The sequence below is a fragment of the Zoogloea sp. GDB6 genome (assembly GCF_056724105.1).
Genome location: NZ_CM161497.1, coordinates 3,286,593 through 3,302,343, shown reverse-complemented (window position 1 = coordinate 3,302,343; position 15,751 = coordinate 3,286,593). Strand labels below are relative to the sequence as shown.

Below are 15,751 nucleotides of genomic sequence, written 5' to 3'. Positions count from 1 at the left end.
GGTGGGCCCGGCGGATTACCGTTTCATTGCATCGGGCGAGGGCTTCAGCGGGTGGCGCGCTTGCGCACCGCTTCCACGTAGGTGCGGGCGTCCAGCGGCGCCTTGTCGCGCTGGGCTTTCCAGATCGTTTCGCCGAGGCATTCGAGCACGTCGTGCAGCGCCGCGTGGCGGTCGCCGTGGCGGGCCTGGCATTGCTCGAAGGCTTCACGGATGCCCGGCGGCTGGTTGATGGAGAGCTGCTCTTCAATGGCCAGGTGCAGGGACAGGTGCAGGAAGGGATTCACTTGCCCGTCCTCGGGGCTGAAGTCCTTCATCACCGCGTCCGGATCTTCCAGTAGTGCGTGGTATTCCGGGTGATGGGCCACCAGGTCGGCAGCGATGATCTCGAGCTGGGTCAGGACCTCGCGGTTCTTGTGCTTGCTCCAGGCGCTGACGAAGAACTGGCGGGCCTGATCACGGGAGGGATCGAACATGGTCGTTGGGGGCTGTAAGGTTTTATTGGAGGTATCACGTGTTGCCACGTGGTCGGACGGCTGGCAGTGCTGTGACCGCTCAGTCCGCCTTGTCCCGGTACAGGCATAGGTCGCGGATGATGCACTCGCCGCACTTGGGTTTGCGCGCCACGCACACGTAGCGGCCGTGGAGGATCAGCCAGTGGTGGGCATCCCGCATGTATTCCTTGGGGATGCGGCGCAGCAGGCGCTTTTCCACTTCGAGCACGTCCTTGCCGGGGGCCAGGCCGGTGCGGTTGGCGAGGCGGAAGATGTGGGTGTCCACGGCCATCGTCGGTTCGCCGAAGATGGTGTTGAGGACCACGTTGGCAGTCTTGCGGCCGACGCCGGGCAGGGCTTCGAGGGCCTCCCGGTCGTTGGGCACCTCGCCGGCGTGGCGCTCCAGCAGCTGGCGGGACAGGGCCAGGGTGTTCTTGGCCTTGTTGCGGAACAGGCCGATGGTCTTGATCTGCTCGGCGATGCCTTCCTCGCCCAGGTCGGCCATGGCTTCCGGCGTCGGGGCGAGCGCGAAGAGCTTGCGGGTAGCGATGTTGACGCCTTTGTCGGTGGCCTGGGCGGACAGCACCACGGCCACCAGCAGCTGGTAGGGCGTCGCGTATTCGAGCTCGGTAGTCGGGTTGGGGTTGGCTTCGCGCAGGCGGCGGAAGGCTTCGGCCACGGCGGCCAGGCGCATGTCGGGCATCAGGCGGGCTCGGCGGAGGTGGGGTCGGGGGCAGCGGGTGCCTGCGGGGCCGGCGGATTGCTGCGTGCGCGGGCCTGGCGGCGGGCTTCCAGCCAGTTGCGCCCGGCGATCAGGCAGCCCAGTGCGAAGAAGGCGCCGGGCGGCAGGATGAAGGTCAGGAAGCCCGGGTAGTCGCCGCCGAAGACCTGGATCTCATGGGCGCCGGGGATGACCATCTCGATGCCCGAGAACAGGGTGCCGTTGCCGATCAGTTCGCGCATCGCACCGAGCACGGTGAGCACCATCGTCGCGCCGAGCCCCATCGCGGCGCCGTCCAGCGTGGAGGCCAGCGGTTCGTTCTTGGCAGCGAAGGCTTCGATGCGGGCCAGCACGATGCAGTTGGTGACGATCAGCGGAATGAAGATGCCGAGCACCAGATACAGGGAGTGCAGGTAGGCGTTCATCGCCAGATCCACCACGGTGGTCAGCGCGGCGATGATCAGGATGAACACCGGGATGCGGATCTCGTAGGGAATGAAGTTGCGCAGCAGCGAGGAGGCCAGGTTGGACATGGCCATCACCAGCACGGTGGCGAGGCCCAGGCTGACGGCGTTGACGATGCTGGTGGTGATGGCCAGCGTCGGGCACATGCCGAGGATCTGCACGACGCCGGGGTTCTGTTTCCACCAGCCGTTCCAGGCGATGTCGCGATAGGCACGCAAGTCCATGGTTGTCGCTCCTTGTCAGAGGGATGCGCCGGTGGCCGCGCCGAACAGGCGCTCCCGGTTGGTGCCGGCATAGCGGGCGGCACGGGCGACGGCGTTGGTCACCGCGCGGGCGCTGATGGTGGCGCCGGCATGGCTGTTGATCTGGCCGCCGTCCTTCTTCACCTTCCAGGCGTCGAGAGGCTGCGCGGCGGGGCTCAGGCCGGCGAACTGGCCGATCCACGGGGACTTCTTGTCCTTGTCCTTCTTCGGATCGATGTAGTCGCCGAGGCCGGGGGTTTCCCGGTGGGCTACGACGCGCACGCCATTGACGGTGCCGTCCGGGCGGATCGCAACGATCAGCTCGATGTTGCCGCTGTAGCCGTCTGGTGCGGTGGCTTCGAGCAGCAGCCCGGCGGGGGCGCCGGCCTTGCGGGCGCGATAGACGCGGCCGCCGTGGTCGAGGCCCAGCTCGCGGGTCGGACCGAGCTGCACGTAGTCGTCCAGCAGCGTGTTGTCGTAGGCGTCGGAGGCCAGCACTTCGGTGACGAGCTTCATCTTCTCGTCGTTGGCGGAGGCCGCGATCTGTTCGTGGGTGGCCTCGTAGGTGAAGGCCATCAACGCCGTGAAGGCGGCCGTGAAGGCCATCATCGCGCCGGCGGTGCGGGTGGACAGGCCCAGGATGGTCGGCTGGCTCATGCTCAATCCTTCTTGTGGCCGAAGACCGGGGCCTGGGTATTCATGTCGATCAACGGCACGCACAGGTTCATCAGCAGCGTGGCGAAGGCGACCCCGTCCGGGTAGGCGCCGAAGGCGCGGATCACGAAGGTCAGCACGCCGGCGCCAGCGGCGAACAGCAGCTTGCCGCGGGGTGTGGTGGCGCCGGACACTGGATCGGTGAGGATGAAGAAGGCGCCCAGCATGGCGCCGCCGGAGGCCAGATGGAAGACCGGCGAGGCGAAGCCCTCGGGGCGGACCGCCCACAGCAGGCCTGCCGAGGCGGCCAGCGCGAGGCAGAAGGCACCGGGTATGTGCCAGGTGATGATGCGCCGCTGCAGCAGCCACAGGCCGCCGAGCAGGAAGCCGAGGGCCACCCATTCGCCACCCTTGCCACCGAGCATGCCGTAGGCCGGGCCGTCCATCAGCTGGGAAGCGCGCAGGCCGTGAAGCTGGGAGTCGGGATTGGCGGCGGCGCGCAGCGCGGTGCGCAGGGCGTCGAGGGGCGTGGCGCCGGTGATTGCGTCCACCTGGCGGATACCGCCGAAGATCAGCTGCAGCTGGCTGGAAAAATCCAGCTGGCCGGCGGCCGGCCACTGGGACATCAGCGCCGGGTAGGCGACGATCATCAGGCAGAAGGCCGCCATCGCCGGGTTGAAGGGGTTCTGGCCGAGGCCGCCGTAGAGCTGCTTGACGACCACGATGGCCAGCAGCGTGGCGGTGACGGTGAGCCACCAGGGCACGATTGGCGGGAAGGTGAGGGCGATCAGCCAGGCGGTGACGATGGCCGACAGATCACTGAGGAACAGGGCCTTGGGCTTGCCGCGGATCGCCAGCATGGCGGCCTCGCCGGCCAGCGCGGCGGCGGAGGCGAGGGTGAGCTGCACGAGGATGCCGGCGCCGAAGAACCACACGTAGGCGGCGATGCCGGGCACGAGGGCCAGCAGCACCTGCAGCATGACTTGCTGGACGCTGGCCGGTTTGCGGACGAAGGGGGAATTGATCATCGGTGTGCGTGGCCTGGATCAGGCGTCCGGAGTCGGGGGCGTGGCTGCGGAGGCCGCCCGGCGGGCTTCGATCGCGTCGATGTCGGCCTGGGTTTCGGCACTGAGCTGTTCGGTGTTCTTCGGTGCGACCTGGGCTTTTTGCTGGCGAGCCTTCTCCATCGCGGCGGCGATCAGCGCGCGCTTGGTGTCTTCGGCGGACGGGGCGGCTGGTTTGGCTGTGTCGGGCGCTTCGGCGGCAGGGCTGGCCGTGCCGGCCTGGCTGTCGGCGGCGACCTTTTCGCGCGTCGCGGCGGCCTTGGCGGCGAGCTTCTCAGCCTTCTCCTGCTTTTCCCGTTCCTGGCGGAAGTTCTTGAACTCGAAGCGGTCGCGGGCGGCATCGGAGGAGGACTTGTCGCGCTCACGCGCCCAGATCTCGCTCTTCGAGAAGCGGAAGTAGTCCACCAGCGGAATGTGGGACGGGCAGACGAAGCTGCAGCAGCCGCATTCGATGCAGTCGAAAAGGTGGTATTCCTGGGCCTTGCCGAAGTTCTTCGAGCGCGAGAACCAGTACATCTCGAAGGGGGCGAGGTCGGCCGGGCAGGCCTTGGCGCATTCGCCGCAGCGGATGCACGGCATCTCGGGCGGCGGCGGCGGGAATAGAGCCGGGCTGCCGACCAGGATGCAGTTGGTGGCCTTGACTACCGGCACGTCGAAGGCCGGCAGGCGCACGCCCATCATCGGGCCGCCCATGATGTAGCGGTCGGTGTCCGGGCGGGCGCCGGACAGGCGCACCACGTGGTCCATCGGCGTGCCGATGAGGACTTCGTAGTTGCGCGGCTGGTCTGACGTTGCCGGCCACGGTGACGACGCGGGAGATCAGCGGACGGCCGAATTCGAGCGTTTCGTAAATGCTGTAGGCGGTGCCGACGTTGAAGCATTGCACGCCGAAGTCGGTGGAACGACGGCCGTGGGGCACCTCGATGCCGGTGAGCACGCGGATCAGCTGCTTGGCGCCGCCGGCGGGGTAGCGGGTGGGGATCGCGACGGCCTGGATGCCGCTCTGGCCGCTGGCGGCGATGGCGGCCTGCACGGCGGCGACGGCTTCCGGCTTGTTGTCCTCGATGCCGATCAGCACTTCTTCGGCCTGCAGCATGTGGCGCATGGCGACAATGCCCTTCAGCATGTCGTCGGCGCGTTCGCGCATCAGCAGGTCGTCGCAGGTGATGAAGGGCTCGCACTCGGCGCCGTTGATGACCAGGGTCTTGAGGCGGCCTTCCTTGCCGGGCTTGAGCTTGGCGTAGCTCGGGAAGACTGCGCCGCCGAGGCCGACGACGCCGGCGTCGCGCAGGAAGTCGCGCAGTTCGTCGGGGGGCGTCGTACGGTAATTGACCTTGTCCAGCTCGCCCCAGCGATCTTCGCCGTCGGGCTCGATGATCACCGATAGGGTCGTGAGGCCCGACGTGTGTGGCATCAGCGCCGGTGCCACGTCACGCACGATGCCGGACGTGGAGGCATGCACGGCGGAAGACAGGCTGCCATCGGCGCCGCCAATGCGCTGGCCCTTGAAGACCTTGTCGCCCGGAGCGACCAGCGGGCGCGGATGGCCGCCGACCGCCTGGTGCAGCGGGATCACCAGCTGCTCCGGCAGCGGTACCCGAGCGATCGGCTGAGTGGTGGATTCGGCCTTGTGGGTCTGCGGCTTGACGCCACCGTGGAACTTGAAGAGTTTGCGCAGCATCTCAGGCGGCCTGCTTGATCTGGATAACCGGGTAGCGCCACTTCCAGGTGTCGACGGTCTCGGTGATCGGTTCCATGGCGATGCAGTCCACCGGACATGGGGCGACGCACAGTTCGCAGCCGGTGCATTCGCCGGCCACGACGGTATGCAGTTGCTTGGCGGCGCCGACGATGGCATCCACCGGGCAGGCCTGGATGCACAGGGTGCAGCCGATGCAGGTGTTTTCGTCGATCACCGCGACGGACTTGGGCTTTTCGACGCCGTGCTCTTCGGACAGGGACTTGAACTCGCGGCCAAGCAGGTCGGCGAGCTTGCGGATGCCTTCCTCGCCACCCGGTGGGCACTGGTTGATGTCGGCCTCGCCGGAGGCGATGGCGGTGGCGTAGGGCCTGCAGCCGGGAAAGCCGCACTGGCCGCATTGGGTCTGCGGCAGGATGGCGTCGATCTTTTCGACCAGCGGGTCGCCTTCGACCTTGAACTTGAGCGAGGCGTAGCCGAGCAGTGCCCCGAGCACCAGGGCGACGGCGGTCATCACGAGAAGGGCGGTGAGCATGGCGGGGCCGGGAGCGGAATGACAGGGGGTTAGCGGTACTTGTCGAGGCCGGCGAAGCCCATGAAGGCCAGGCTCATCAGCCCGCCGGTGATCATCGCGATGGCCGTGCCCTTGAAAGGGGCGGGCACGTCGGCACCGTCCAGGCGCTCGCGGATGCCGGCGAACAGCACCAGCGCCAGCGAGAAGCCGACCGAGCTTCCGAAGCCGAACAGCAGGGACTCGACCAGATCGTGGCGCAGGGACACGTTGAGCAGCGGTACGCCGAGCACCGCGCAGTTGGTGGTGATCAGCGGCAGGTAGATGCCCAGCACCTGGTACATGACCGGGCTGGTCTTCTGGATGACCAGTTCGGTGACCTGCACGATGGCGGCGATGATGACGATGAAGGCCAGCGTGCGCAGGTATTCGACCCCGGCCGGGATCAGCACGTAGTGGTCAATGAGGTAGCTGGTGCCGCAGCCGAGGGTCAGCACGAAGGTGGTGGCGGCCCCCATGCCCATCGCGGCGTCCAGCTTCTTCGACACGCCCATGAAGGGGCACAGGCCGAGGATGCGGACGAGGACGACGTTATTCACCAGAACCGCGCCGAGGATCACGAAAAGGTAGCTACTCATGGCTGTCGGTGTCGGAGTGACGATAAGTTGGGATTATCCCGCGCCGGCCGTGCTGCACTCAAGCCCGGTGCGGGCGGCACGGCGGCCAGTGTGCGATTTCAGACGAAATCCTTGGTCTCCTCGACCGCTTCGCGTACGAGGGCCGGGCCGCGGTAGATCAGGCCGCTGTAGATCTGCACCAGCTTGGCACCGGCCTCCAGCTTGGCGCGGGCCTGACGGCCGTCGAAGACGCCGCCGGCGGCGATGATCGGGACTTCATTCTGCAGCGCCTTGGCGAGGGCCGCGACGACGGCAGTGGAGGCCTCGAACAGCGGCGCGCCGGACAGGCCGCCCTGCTGGTCGCCGTAGCGGATGCCCTGCACCTTGTCGCGGGCCAGCGTGGTGTTGGTGGCGATCACCGCGTCGATGCGGTGGCGTCGCAGCGCGTCGGCGATGTTGGTGATCTGGCTGTCGTCCAGGTCCGGGGCGATCTTGAGGGTGATCGGCACGTAGCGGCCGTGTTTGTCGGCCAGCTGGGCCTGGCGTGCCTTGAGCTGGCCGAGCAGCGCGTCGAGTTCGGATTCGCCCTGCAGTTGGCGCAGATTCTTGGTGTTGGGCGACGAAATGTTGACGGTGATGTAGCTCGCTAGCGGGTAGGCCTTGTCGAGGCAGATCAGGTAGTCGTCGGCGGCGCGCTCGATTGGCGTGTCGGCGTTCTTGCCGATGTTGATGCCGAGGATGCCCTTGAACTTGGCGGCTTCCACGTTGCCGATCAGGGCGTCGATGCCGTGGTTGTTGAAGCCCATCCGGTTGATGATGCCCTTCACCTCGGGCAGGCGGAACATGCGCGGCTTGGGGTTGCCGGGCTGGGCGCGCGGGGTGATGGTGCCGATTTCGATGAAACCGAAGCCCATGCGGGCCAGCCCGTCGATGATCTCGCCGTTCTTGTCGAGACCGGCGGCCATGCCGATGCGGTTCGGGAATTGCAGGCCCATGACCTCCACCGGCCTGGCGGGCAGCGGCTTGCCGGCGGGCAGCAGGCGGCCGGCAAGGTTCAGGCCGGCGAGGGCGGTTTCGTGGGCGGTCTCCGCGTCAAGGGAGAAGAAAATGGGGCGTGCGAGTTCGTAGAGCATCCTGCATTCTACCGCAGCGCGGCAAAGTCCTGTTTCTAAACCCTGTTTCGGGTTTCAGTCGAGGGCGAAGCGGAATTGCAGACCGAGGTAGCCGCTGTAGCCGGGCAGGTTGGGCAAGGCGACGAGGTTGGCGCCGACGCGGCCGAATTCCGCCGAGACGGTCGGGATGACCAGCACCGGCGACGGGTAGCCGGTGCCGACCAGGCCGAAGGCGCCGAAGCGGAACGGGCCGGCCTGCAGCGGCATCCAGCGGGCTCCGGCGTAGAAGGTGTTGCGGTCGTAGCTGTTGCGGAAGTAGCCGGCGGTGGCAACCCATGGGGTGCCGGTGAACGCCCGCTCGAAGCCCGCGCCCGGATTGAATTCCCGCCAGTCCCGGCGGTCGGGCTGGAAATGATGTGAAACGCCGGAGACGGTCAGCCAGTCCTGGTGTGGGGCGTTCTGGATATCGTCGAGGCTGGGCGCGGCTGCGGCAATACTGGCGCAGGCAAGCAGGTGTACGGCCGCGGCCGTGCGTAGCAGAAAGTGCATCGGGGGGAGCTCAGTCGAGTTTGTCGAGATCGGCGTCGGTGAGGGTTTGCCACTGACCGCCGATGCGTCCCTGGATCGGGCGGAAGCGCGCCTTGTAAGCCATTTTGCGGCTGTCGCGGATCCAGTAGCCGAGATAAAGATAGGGCAGCTTGAGCTGGCGGCACACCTCGATCTGCCACAGGATGCCGAAGGTGCCGAGGCTGCCGTGGGCCGTATCGGGGTCGTAGAAGGTGTAGACGCTGGACAGGCCGTCGGTCAGGCAGTCGATGACGCTGACCATGCGCAGGATGCCGTTCTCGCGGAATTCGAGCAGGCGGCTGTCCACGTGGCTCTGCAGCAGGAAATGGGCGTACTGCTCCCGGTTGTCCTGGTCCATGCCGCCGCCGGCGTGGCGCGTGGCCTGGTAGCGCTGGTAGAGGGTGTAGTGCTCCTCGATGAACTCCAACGGCATCTCGCGCGGATGCAGGTCGGCATGAGCCGCCCAGGCGCGGCGCTGGCTGCGATTGGGCGTGAAGCTGGCCACCGGGATGCGCACCGGAATGCACGAGCGGCAGGTGTCGCAGTAGGGGCGGTAGGTGAAGATGCCGCTGCGGCGGAAGCCGGTATGCACCAGCTCGCTGTACAGCGGCGTGTCGATCAGGTGGCTGGGGGTGGCGACCTGGGAACGGGCCTGGCGGTCCGGCAGGTAGGAGCACGCGTAGGGCGCCGTCGCGTAGAACTGCAGCAGCGAGTAGGGATAGTCCTTCAGCATGGGGCTACGTCCAGGGGGCTTGTGCTCCGTTCATTGGCCAGCGCGCCGGAGGCGGGCCTTCCTGCGTGGCTTCGTCGAGCAGTTGGACGAAGGTCGCGCGCGAAATCTCCTGACCACCCAGCGAAGCCAGGTGCGAGGTCGTCATCTGGCAATCTAGCACGCGAAATTCCCGTTGCTCAAGGAAGCGGGCCAGATGCGCGAAGGCGATCTTCGAGGCGTCGGTACGTCGGCTGAACATGGATTCGCCGTAGAAGGCGCGTCCCACTGCCATGCCGTAAAGCCCGCCGGCCAGCTCGCCGTCGATGTACGTTTCGACCGAGTGCGCATAGCCGAGTTCGTGCATGCGGATGTAGGCGTCCTGGATCTCGGGCGTAATCCACGTGCCGCCGCGGGGATCGCGTGGCGCGGCGCAGGCGCGGATCACCGCCGGAAAGTCGTGGTCCAGGCGAATCTCGTAGGCGGCGTTGCGCAGTGTCTTGCGTAGGGAGCGGGTGACGCGGACTTGATCAGGGAAGACGACCATGCGGGGATCCGGGCTCCACCACAGGATCGGTTCGCCGTCGTTGAACCACGGGAAGATGCCGTGCCGATAGGCGGCGAGCAGCCATTCGGGAGTGAGTGCGCCGCCTGCAGCCAGCAGCCCGTTGGGCTCGCGCAGCGCTCGGGTGACCGATGGAAAGGCGGGTTTGTTGCCGAGCCAGGGAATCATGTCGGATCAGGTGCGGTACGAACCGGATCCGGACAGGATATCAGGCGCAAGCCGGAATGCGGCCCGCGCCGTGCGCTCGACGGGATTGCGTGTTCAGTTGGATTGCGGCTGGCGCGACTGGCCGTTGGGCAGTACCCGGCGGGCGCCGTCGTAGCGGGCCGCCCAGTAGTCGAGACGCATGTCCTCGACGCGGACAACGCCGCCTGTCGAAGGTGCATGCACGAACTGGTAATTGCCGAGGTAGATGCCCACGTGGGAGAAAGCGCGGCGCATGGTGTTGAAGAACACCAGATCGCCCGGCTTCAGCTCGGCAAACTTGACCTGCTCGCCCATCTGGGACATTTCGGCGGCCGTGCGCGGCATGCCGAAGCCGAGGGCATCGGCGAACACTTTGCCGACGAAACCACTGCAGTCAAATCCGGTGAGCGGGCTGGTGCCACCGAAGCGGTAGGGAACGCCAAGGAAGTTCAGGCTACGGTCGACCAGATTGCGGATCGAATCGGTGTAGCGCTCGAACATGGAAGCCGGAAGGGCTTCGTCGTTGGCGGGATTGGAGGGCTCCGACGCAAGGACCGCGCCGGAACACGCGATCGCTACAAAAAAGCCGAGTATCGTCTTTTTGATAGGCATCAAATAACTATACCCAATGGACTGATCAGTGTAAAGATTTTCGACATACATTAAGTTGTGCCGTGCAGCATGTGCATTGCTGCACGGAGTTCCTGACAAACCATCGCTAGTATCGGTTTCGCACTGGTCGCGAGCAGCAACGTTCAGGAGGCCGCGCGGGAGGCAGGCCGTACCGGTCGGCATGCCTCCATCGAAGGGCCCTTCGGCTTTCTGCAGCGACGCGCTCGTGCCAGTCGCACTAATTTCGCTGTCAGGCAAACAGGTTCAGGATGCCGTCGAGGCCGCTGTGGTTCAGTGCATAGTCGGCTTTTTCTCTGACGACCGGTTTGGCGTGATAGGCAATGCCGACGCCCGCTTCCGCGAGCATTGGAAGATCATTGGCCCCGTCGCCCGCGGCAATGACGCGGTCGGCGGTGAAGCCGCGCTGCTGGCAGACCTGCAGCAGCGTCCGGCGCTTGACCTCCCCGTCCACTACCTCGCCCTTTACCCGTCCGGTCAGCCGTCCGTCCTCGATCTCCAGTTCGTTGGCCACCGCGTAGTCGAAACCCAGTTGCTGCTGCAGGCGTTCGGTGAAGTAGGTGAAGCCACCAGATACCAGCACCGTGATGATGCCTGCCTGCTTGAGGCCGGCAATCAGCGCCTCGGCGCCGGGATTGAGCTTGAGGCGCTCGCTGAAGACACGCTCAAGTGCCGCCACGGGAAGGCCGGCGAGCAGTGCGACACGGCGGGTCAGGGATTCGCGAAAATCCAGTTCGCCGCGCATCGCCGCTTCGGTGATCTCGGCGACTTCCGGCTTGAGGCCTTGCATGTCGGCGATTTCGTCGATGCACTCGATAGTGATCAGCGTCGAGTCCATGTCGGTGACGAACAGGCGGTAATCGGTCAGGCGCTGGTTGTCGGGTACGAAGGCGTAATCCAGTGCGTGCTGTTCGCAGTAGCCGGCGACCTCCGGGTGGGGCGTGGCGCCGAGCAGCCGGAAGGCGGTGTTGCTGATGCGGCCAATGCCTTCGGAGGCCGTCAGGGCGGCCAGATCCTTCAGGGCGCGGGTTTCGACCTGCGGTCCCTGTACGACGAGATTCATCAGGCAGCGCTCCGTTGGGCCAGGGCCTCCCGAAGGATGTCGCGTGTATTGCGGATCATTTCCTCGGTGGTGCTCCAGTCCACGCAGGCATCCGTCACCGAGCAGCCGTAGCGCAGTTCGCTGAGGTTGGCGGGGATCGGCTGGTTGCCAGCCTCGATGTTGCTCTCGATCATCAGGCCGACGATGGAACGGTTGCCCTCACGGATCTGGTGTGCAACGTCGCGCATGACCAGCGGCTGGTAGTCGGGGTTCTTCCACGAGTTCGCGTGGGAGCAGTCGATGACGATGTTGGCCGGCAGCTTGGCCTTGACCAGCGCCTTTTCGGCTAGGGAGACAGATACTGTGTCGTAGTTCGGACGTCCGCCACCGCCGCGTAGCACGACGTGACCGTACGGGTTCCCGCGGGTACGGATGATGGAGGACTGGCCCTGACTGTTGATACCAAGGAAGCTGTGCGGGCTGGAGGCCGACAGGATGCCGTTGACGGCGGCTTCGAGAGAGCCGTCGGTGCCGTTCTTGAAGCCGACCGGGGTGGACAGGCCGGAGGCCATTTCCCGGTGGGTCTGGGATTCGGAGGTGCGGGCGCCGATGGCGGTCCACGCGATTAGATCGCCGTAGTATTGGGGCGCGATGGGATCCAGTGCTTCGGTGCCGGCGGGCAGCCCGGCTTCATTTACGTCGAGCAGGAAGCGACGGGCCTTCTCCATGCCTTCGTCGATGCGGAAGGAGTCATCCATATGGGGGTCGTTGATGTAACCCTTCCAGCCCGTGGAGGTGCGCGGCTTCTCGAAATAGACCCGCATCACCAGTACCAGGGTGTCGGAGACTTCGTCGGCAAGCTTCTTGAGGCGGCGGGCGTAGTCCAGGCCGGCAACCGGATCATGGATGGAGCAGGGGCCGACAACGGCGAAAACCCGCGGATCCTTGCGGTCGAGAATGGCCTGCAGGGTCTGGCGGCCTTCGAGGACGACCTGCGCAGCCTTGTCGGTGAGCGGCACGCTGGCGGTGATTTCCTCGGGGGAGGGCATGCGGTCGAAGGCCGCGATGTTCAGGTTTTCGGTTTGGGCGAAGGGCATGGCGGACTCGCTGTATGAGTAGCGGAATCCGGTATTTTACCCCGAAGCGCCGGATCTCATGGTATGGCGCATCAGTCCGAGCACGCTGGGCAGCTGGACGTCCACGTGATCGGGCTGGCGCAGGCTGCGGCTGATCCATACCGTGCGCATGCCGAGGCGCTTGGCGGTGCGCAGGTTCTCGGCGCTGTCCTCGACCAGGATGCAGCGCGCCGGGTTGAGGCGGTGATCCTTGATCAGGTGCAGGAAGCCGCGCCGCTTGGGCTTGGGGTGGTAGCGCATCTGTTCGACCGCATAGACGTCGGCCAGCAGATGGCGGATGCCCATGATGTCGAGCACGGCTTCGGCGTAGTGCCGTGGGCCGTTGGAGAAGACGATCTTCTTGCCCGGCAGGCGGCGCAACAGGTGGCGCAGCGCGCTGTCGAAGACGACCATCCGCGGCAGGTCGGGAAACTGGTGGGTGTCGTGCAGGAAATGCCGCGGGTCGGTGCCGTGGTGGCGCATCAGGCCGGTGAGGGTGGCGCCGTAGCGGCGCCAGTAATCCACGCGCAGCCGGTTGGCCGCAGCCTCGTCCAGATCGAGCTGGCGCATGAGGTAGGCCGTCATGCTCCGGTTGATGTGCGGGAAGATGTGCGGACTGGCGTTGTGCAGCGTGTTGTCGAGGTCGAACAGCCAGACTGGGTGCATGTTCACGCGGATTTGCGCTCGAAACGGATGATGGCGCGGCCGTCGTCTGCGACCTTTGGGGCCGCCTTCCAGGCGTGGCCGTAGACGACTTCGACGGTGGCGGGCAGGCGGCCGTCCCGGCGCAGATTTTCGTAGTTGGCGCGCAGGGTTTCCCAGTGGCGCTTGCCGACCAGCCCGTGCGGCCGGGTGAGCGCGGCGTTGTTGGAGCCGCTGGCACGAAGATCGCGAAACAGATCGTCCAGTTTGGTATAGGTGACGGTGAGCATCTCCATATCCATCACCGGATCGGAGAAACCCGCGCCGACGAGAGCGTCGCCCAGGTCGTGCATGTCGATGAAGCGGTGCAGGTGCTCTGCATCCGACGGCGGCAGGGCAGCGCGCAGTTCTTTCAGGGTGTCCGGGCCTAGGGTGGCGAACATCAGCATGCCGCCGACCTCGAGCACTCGATGGATTTCCTTCAGGGCTGGCAGCGGATCGTGCAGCCACTGCAGCATCAGGTTGGACCAGGCCAACGAAACGCTGCCGCGGGCCAGCGGAAGTGCCGTGGCGTCAGCGCAGACGAAGTCGGGATCGGTTGGCTTGCCGAAACGCATGATGCGCTTGAGCAGGCCCCGCTCGCCGCGGGCCTGGGCGAGCATCGCCGGTGAAACATCCACCGCGACGCGCGGGATGTCGGGATAGCGCGTGGCGAAGCCCGGCAGGTCAGCGCCCGGGCCGCAGCCCAGGTCGAGGACGCGCTTCGGCTCAATGCGGATGTAGTCGAGGCGCTCGGCCATGCGCCGGGAGATTTCCCGGGCTAGGGTGTCGACACTGGCATAGCCGGCAGCCGCCCGCTCGGCCCGGCGCCGCACGAGGCGCGGGTCGAGCTGGAAGTCCGGCATGGTCATGGATGGGCGGTCGCTCAGAAGGACGTGAGGCCGAGACGGGCGAACAGCTTGTCGTCAGCGTCGGCGTCCGGGTTGTCGGTGGTCAGCAGGCGTTCGCCGTAGAAGATCGAGTTGGCGCCGGCCATGAAGCACAGGGCCTGCACTGCGTCGCCGAGCTCCTGGCGGCCGGCGGACAGGCGCACGTAGCTCTTGGGCATGGTGATGCGCGCGGCGGCGATCATGCGCACGAAGTCGAAGGGATCGATGGCTTCGTTGTTGCCGAGCGGCGTGCCTTCCACCTGCACCAGGTTGTTGATGGGCACGGAGTCCGGCGGCGGGTTCATGTTGGCCAGTTCGGCGATCAGCGCAGCGCGGCTCTTCTTGGTTTCGCCGAGGCCGACAATGCCGCCGCAGCACACGTTGATGCCGGCGTCGCGCACCTTGTCGAGGGTATCGAGGCGATCCTGCAGCGTGTGGGTGGTGATGATCTGGCCGTAGAATTCCGGCGAGGTGTCGATGTTGTGGTTGTAGTAGTCGAGGCCAGCGTCCTTCAATTGCTCGGCCTGGCCGTCCTTCAGCATGCCGAGAGTGACGCAGGTTTCGAGGCCCAGCTTTTTCACTTCACGGACCATGTCGAGCACCGGGGCGAGGTCCTTTTCCTTCGGGCCACGCCAGGCGGCGCCCATGCAGAAGCGGGACGCGCCCTTGGCCTTGGCGGCGCGGGCGTTCTCGAGCACTTCGCCCAGTGGCAGCAGGGATTCCTTCTCGAGGCCGGTGTCGTAGCGGGACGACTGGGAGCAGTAGCCGCAGTCCTCGGAGCAGCCGCCGGTCTTAATCGACAGCAGCGTGGAGCGCTGGACGGCGTTGGGCTCGAAATTCTCCCGGTGCACCTGCTGGGCGCGGAAGACCAGGTCATTGAAGGGCAGGGCGAACAGGGCCTCGACCTCGGCGACGCTCCAGCGCTTGCGCGCGGGCGTGGTGGCGTTGGAAGGAGCGCTCTCTGCGTGGGCGACGGTGGCGGTCATTGTCATGCACCCTTTTTTTGGCTGTAATTCAAAATTACGAAGCCTTTTAGTTTCCCCGAAGGGGTCAGGACTTGTCAAATCAAGTGCTTGGATGGCGGGCCTGGCTGGAGGCCGGGGCGAACATCCTTTTCCCGCAGCAATGCTTCGCCTGTGGCGCGCCGAGCGGTAGCGAGGCGTTGTGCCCGGTTTGCGCAGCCGGGTTGCCCGGCGCGGACCTTGCCCGCTGCCCGTGTTGCGCCTTGCCGGTTCCGGACGGGCTGACCTGCGGAAGTTGTCTGCGCGAGCAGCCTCCCTTCGAGCGGACCGTGGCGGCCCTCGATTACGGCTTTCCGGTGGATCGCCTAGTGCACGCGCTGAAGTATGGCCACCGCCTGGCGGTCACGCGACTATTCGTGGACCGGATGGCCGCCGCCGGGGTTCCTGAGGCGGACCTGGTCGTGCCGCTGCCACTGCATGTGTCCCGCCTGCACAGCCGGGGATTCAACCAGGCGGCCGAACTCGGCCGTGCGCTTGCGCGGCGATGGGACATTCCCTTTGTTTGCGATGGCATCGAACGGGACGTGAATACCGTGCCGCAGGCTGGTTTGCCGTGGAAGGACAGGGCGGCCAACGTGCGTGGCGCGTTCCGCGTGACGACCCGGGTCGAAGGGCTGCGCGTGGTGGTAGTGGACGACGTGATGACCACTGGCGCGACGCTGGCCGAGCTGGCGCGGACCTTGAAAGGCGTCGGCGCGCTCAGCGTGGAGAACCGGGTGCTGGCGCGTACGCCGCCGCCGGGTTGATCGGTCCGCGCCGGGCGGGCAC

The 15,751-nt window shown here is 66.2% G+C and carries 18 protein-coding genes and 2 pseudogenes; 2 read left to right on the top strand and 18 right to left on the bottom strand.

Annotation, left to right across the window (positions count from 1 at the left end; genetic code table 11):
• Nucleotides 1–44: 44 nt before the first annotated feature.
• The 18 genes and pseudogenes from AC1PQG_RS15070 to bioB form a co-directional block, all read right to left on the bottom strand.
• Nucleotides 45–473 carry a DUF1841 family protein gene (locus AC1PQG_RS15070; RefSeq protein WP_481118637.1) on the bottom strand — a complete coding sequence of 143 codons (429 nt, stop codon included), beginning with the start codon at nt 471–473 and terminating at the stop codon, nt 45–47.
• A 79-nt stretch (nt 474–552) separates the two neighbouring features.
• A complete protein-coding gene (gene nth / locus AC1PQG_RS15065) occupies nt 553–1,185 on the bottom strand; it encodes an endonuclease III (protein ID WP_481123020.1) in 633 nt (210 codons plus the stop codon).
• A gap of 8 nt (nt 1,186–1,193) precedes the next feature.
• The gene (rsxE, locus tag AC1PQG_RS15060) at nt 1,194–1,901 is read right to left on the bottom strand and encodes an electron transport complex subunit RsxE (RefSeq protein WP_481118636.1); all 708 of its coding nucleotides are present in this window, start codon (nt 1,899–1,901) and stop codon (nt 1,194–1,196) included.
• Nucleotides 1,902–1,916: 15 nt separating this feature from the next.
• Nucleotides 1,917–2,576, bottom strand: coding sequence for an electron transport complex subunit RsxG (rsxG, locus tag AC1PQG_RS15055; RefSeq protein ID WP_481118635.1), 660 nt, complete (start codon nt 2,574–2,576; stop codon nt 1,917–1,919).
• A 2-nt stretch (nt 2,577–2,578) separates the two neighbouring features.
• The gene (locus tag AC1PQG_RS15050; protein ID WP_481118634.1) at nt 2,579–3,601 is read right to left on the bottom strand and encodes an RnfABCDGE type electron transport complex subunit D; all 1,023 of its coding nucleotides are present in this window, start codon (nt 3,599–3,601) and stop codon (nt 2,579–2,581) included.
• Nucleotides 3,602–3,619: 18 nt separating this feature from the next.
• A pseudogene (gene rsxC / locus AC1PQG_RS15045) lies at nt 3,620–5,318 on the bottom strand (electron transport complex subunit RsxC).
• Between the two features lies 1 nt (nt 5,319).
• The gene (gene rsxB, locus AC1PQG_RS15040; RefSeq protein WP_481118633.1) at nt 5,320–5,871 is read right to left on the bottom strand and encodes an electron transport complex subunit RsxB; all 552 of its coding nucleotides are present in this window, start codon (nt 5,869–5,871) and stop codon (nt 5,320–5,322) included.
• Nucleotides 5,872–5,900: 29 nt separating this feature from the next.
• Nucleotides 5,901–6,485: an electron transport complex subunit RsxA gene (gene rsxA, locus AC1PQG_RS15035; protein ID WP_481118632.1), complete on the bottom strand. Its 585-nt coding sequence runs from the start codon at nt 6,483–6,485 to the stop codon at nt 5,901–5,903.
• 98 nt (nt 6,486–6,583) lie between these two features.
• The gene (locus AC1PQG_RS15030) at nt 6,584–7,597 is read right to left on the bottom strand and encodes a quinone-dependent dihydroorotate dehydrogenase (RefSeq protein ID WP_481118631.1); all 1,014 of its coding nucleotides are present in this window, start codon (nt 7,595–7,597) and stop codon (nt 6,584–6,586) included.
• A gap of 54 nt (nt 7,598–7,651) precedes the next feature.
• A complete protein-coding gene (locus tag AC1PQG_RS15025) occupies nt 7,652–8,125 on the bottom strand; it encodes a hypothetical protein (protein ID WP_481118630.1) in 474 nt (157 codons plus the stop codon).
• Nucleotides 8,126–8,135: 10 nt separating this feature from the next.
• Nucleotides 8,136–8,876 carry an arginyltransferase gene (locus AC1PQG_RS15020; protein WP_481118629.1) on the bottom strand — a complete coding sequence of 247 codons (741 nt, stop codon included), beginning with the start codon at nt 8,874–8,876 and terminating at the stop codon, nt 8,136–8,138.
• Between the two features lie 4 nt (nt 8,877–8,880).
• Nucleotides 8,881–9,585 carry a leucyl/phenylalanyl-tRNA--protein transferase gene (gene aat / locus AC1PQG_RS15015; protein WP_481118628.1) on the bottom strand — a complete coding sequence of 235 codons (705 nt, stop codon included), beginning with the start codon at nt 9,583–9,585 and terminating at the stop codon, nt 8,881–8,883.
• Between the two features lie 93 nt (nt 9,586–9,678).
• Nucleotides 9,679–10,215, bottom strand: coding sequence for a C40 family peptidase (locus tag AC1PQG_RS15010; protein WP_481118627.1), 537 nt, complete (start codon nt 10,213–10,215; stop codon nt 9,679–9,681).
• A gap of 250 nt (nt 10,216–10,465) precedes the next feature.
• Nucleotides 10,466–11,296 carry a phosphoserine phosphatase SerB gene (gene serB / locus AC1PQG_RS15005; protein WP_481118626.1) on the bottom strand — a complete coding sequence of 277 codons (831 nt, stop codon included), beginning with the start codon at nt 11,294–11,296 and terminating at the stop codon, nt 10,466–10,468.
• Nucleotides 11,296–12,372 (bottom strand): 3-deoxy-7-phosphoheptulonate synthase, encoded by a 1,077-nt coding sequence (locus AC1PQG_RS15000; RefSeq protein ID WP_481118625.1) that lies wholly within the window; start codon nt 12,370–12,372, stop codon nt 11,296–11,298. Before AC1PQG_RS15000 ends, serB begins: the two co-directional genes overlap by 1 nt.
• A 36-nt stretch (nt 12,373–12,408) precedes the next feature.
• Nucleotides 12,409–13,056 (bottom strand): pyrimidine 5'-nucleotidase, encoded by a 648-nt coding sequence (locus AC1PQG_RS14995; protein ID WP_481123019.1) that lies wholly within the window; start codon nt 13,054–13,056, stop codon nt 12,409–12,411.
• Nucleotides 13,057–13,058: 2 nt separating this feature from the next.
• Nucleotides 13,059–13,943: a methyltransferase domain-containing protein gene (locus AC1PQG_RS14990; RefSeq protein WP_481118624.1), complete on the bottom strand. Its 885-nt coding sequence runs from the start codon at nt 13,941–13,943 to the stop codon at nt 13,059–13,061.
• 14 nt (nt 13,944–13,957) lie between these two features.
• Nucleotides 13,958–14,953 (bottom strand): biotin synthase BioB, encoded by a 996-nt coding sequence (gene bioB / locus AC1PQG_RS14985; protein WP_481118623.1) that lies wholly within the window; start codon nt 14,951–14,953, stop codon nt 13,958–13,960.
• A 77-nt stretch (nt 14,954–15,030) separates the two neighbouring features.
• Here bioB and AC1PQG_RS14980 point away from each other — a divergent pair.
• Both AC1PQG_RS14980 and AC1PQG_RS14975 read left to right on the top strand, forming a co-directional pair.
• Nucleotides 15,031–15,213 (top strand): annotated as a pseudogene (locus AC1PQG_RS14980) (double zinc ribbon domain-containing protein); the annotation flags it as partial.
• A 39-nt stretch (nt 15,214–15,252) separates the two neighbouring features.
• Nucleotides 15,253–15,729 (top strand): ComF family protein, encoded by a 477-nt coding sequence (locus AC1PQG_RS14975; RefSeq protein ID WP_481123018.1) that lies wholly within the window; start codon nt 15,253–15,255, stop codon nt 15,727–15,729.
• Nucleotides 15,730–15,751: the final 22 nt, after the last annotated feature.

Excerpts from the sequence above, each read along its gene's own strand:
- AC1PQG_RS15070 (WP_481118637.1), bottom strand. The coding sequence starts at position 473 with ATGTTCGATCCCTCCCGTGATCAGGCCCGCCAGTTCTTCGTCAGCGCC.
- nth (WP_481123020.1), bottom strand. The coding sequence starts at position 1,185 with ATGCGCCTGGCCGCCGTGGCCGAAGCCTTCCGCCGCCTGCGCGAAGCC.
- rsxE (WP_481118636.1), bottom strand. The coding sequence starts at position 1,901 with ATGGACTTGCGTGCCTATCGCGACATCGCCTGGAACGGCTGGTGGAAA.
- rsxG (WP_481118635.1), bottom strand. The coding sequence starts at position 2,576 with ATGAGCCAGCCGACCATCCTGGGCCTGTCCACCCGCACCGCCGGCGCG.
- AC1PQG_RS15050 (WP_481118634.1), bottom strand. The coding sequence starts at position 3,601 with ATGATCAATTCCCCCTTCGTCCGCAAACCGGCCAGCGTCCAGCAAGTC.
- rsxB (WP_481118633.1), bottom strand. The coding sequence starts at position 5,871 with ATGCTCACCGCCCTTCTCGTGATGACCGCCGTCGCCCTGGTGCTCGGG.
- rsxA (WP_481118632.1), bottom strand. The coding sequence starts at position 6,485 with ATGAGTAGCTACCTTTTCGTGATCCTCGGCGCGGTTCTGGTGAATAAC.
- AC1PQG_RS15030 (WP_481118631.1), bottom strand. The coding sequence starts at position 7,597 with ATGCTCTACGAACTCGCACGCCCCATTTTCTTCTCCCTTGACGCGGAG.
- AC1PQG_RS15025 (WP_481118630.1), bottom strand. The coding sequence starts at position 8,125 with ATGCACTTTCTGCTACGCACGGCCGCGGCCGTACACCTGCTTGCCTGC.
- AC1PQG_RS15020 (WP_481118629.1), bottom strand. The coding sequence starts at position 8,876 with ATGCTGAAGGACTATCCCTACTCGCTGCTGCAGTTCTACGCGACGGCG.
- aat (WP_481118628.1), bottom strand. The coding sequence starts at position 9,585 with ATGATTCCCTGGCTCGGCAACAAACCCGCCTTTCCATCGGTCACCCGA.
- AC1PQG_RS15010 (WP_481118627.1), bottom strand. The coding sequence starts at position 10,215 with ATGCCTATCAAAAAGACGATACTCGGCTTTTTTGTAGCGATCGCGTGT.
- serB (WP_481118626.1), bottom strand. The coding sequence starts at position 11,296 with ATGAATCTCGTCGTACAGGGACCGCAGGTCGAAACCCGCGCCCTGAAG.
- AC1PQG_RS15000 (WP_481118625.1), bottom strand. The coding sequence starts at position 12,372 with ATGCCCTTCGCCCAAACCGAAAACCTGAACATCGCGGCCTTCGACCGC.
- AC1PQG_RS14995 (WP_481123019.1), bottom strand. The coding sequence starts at position 13,056 with ATGCACCCAGTCTGGCTGTTCGACCTCGACAACACGCTGCACAACGCC.
- AC1PQG_RS14990 (WP_481118624.1), bottom strand. The coding sequence starts at position 13,943 with ATGACCATGCCGGACTTCCAGCTCGACCCGCGCCTCGTGCGGCGCCGG.
- bioB (WP_481118623.1), bottom strand. The coding sequence starts at position 14,953 with ATGACAATGACCGCCACCGTCGCCCACGCAGAGAGCGCTCCTTCCAAC.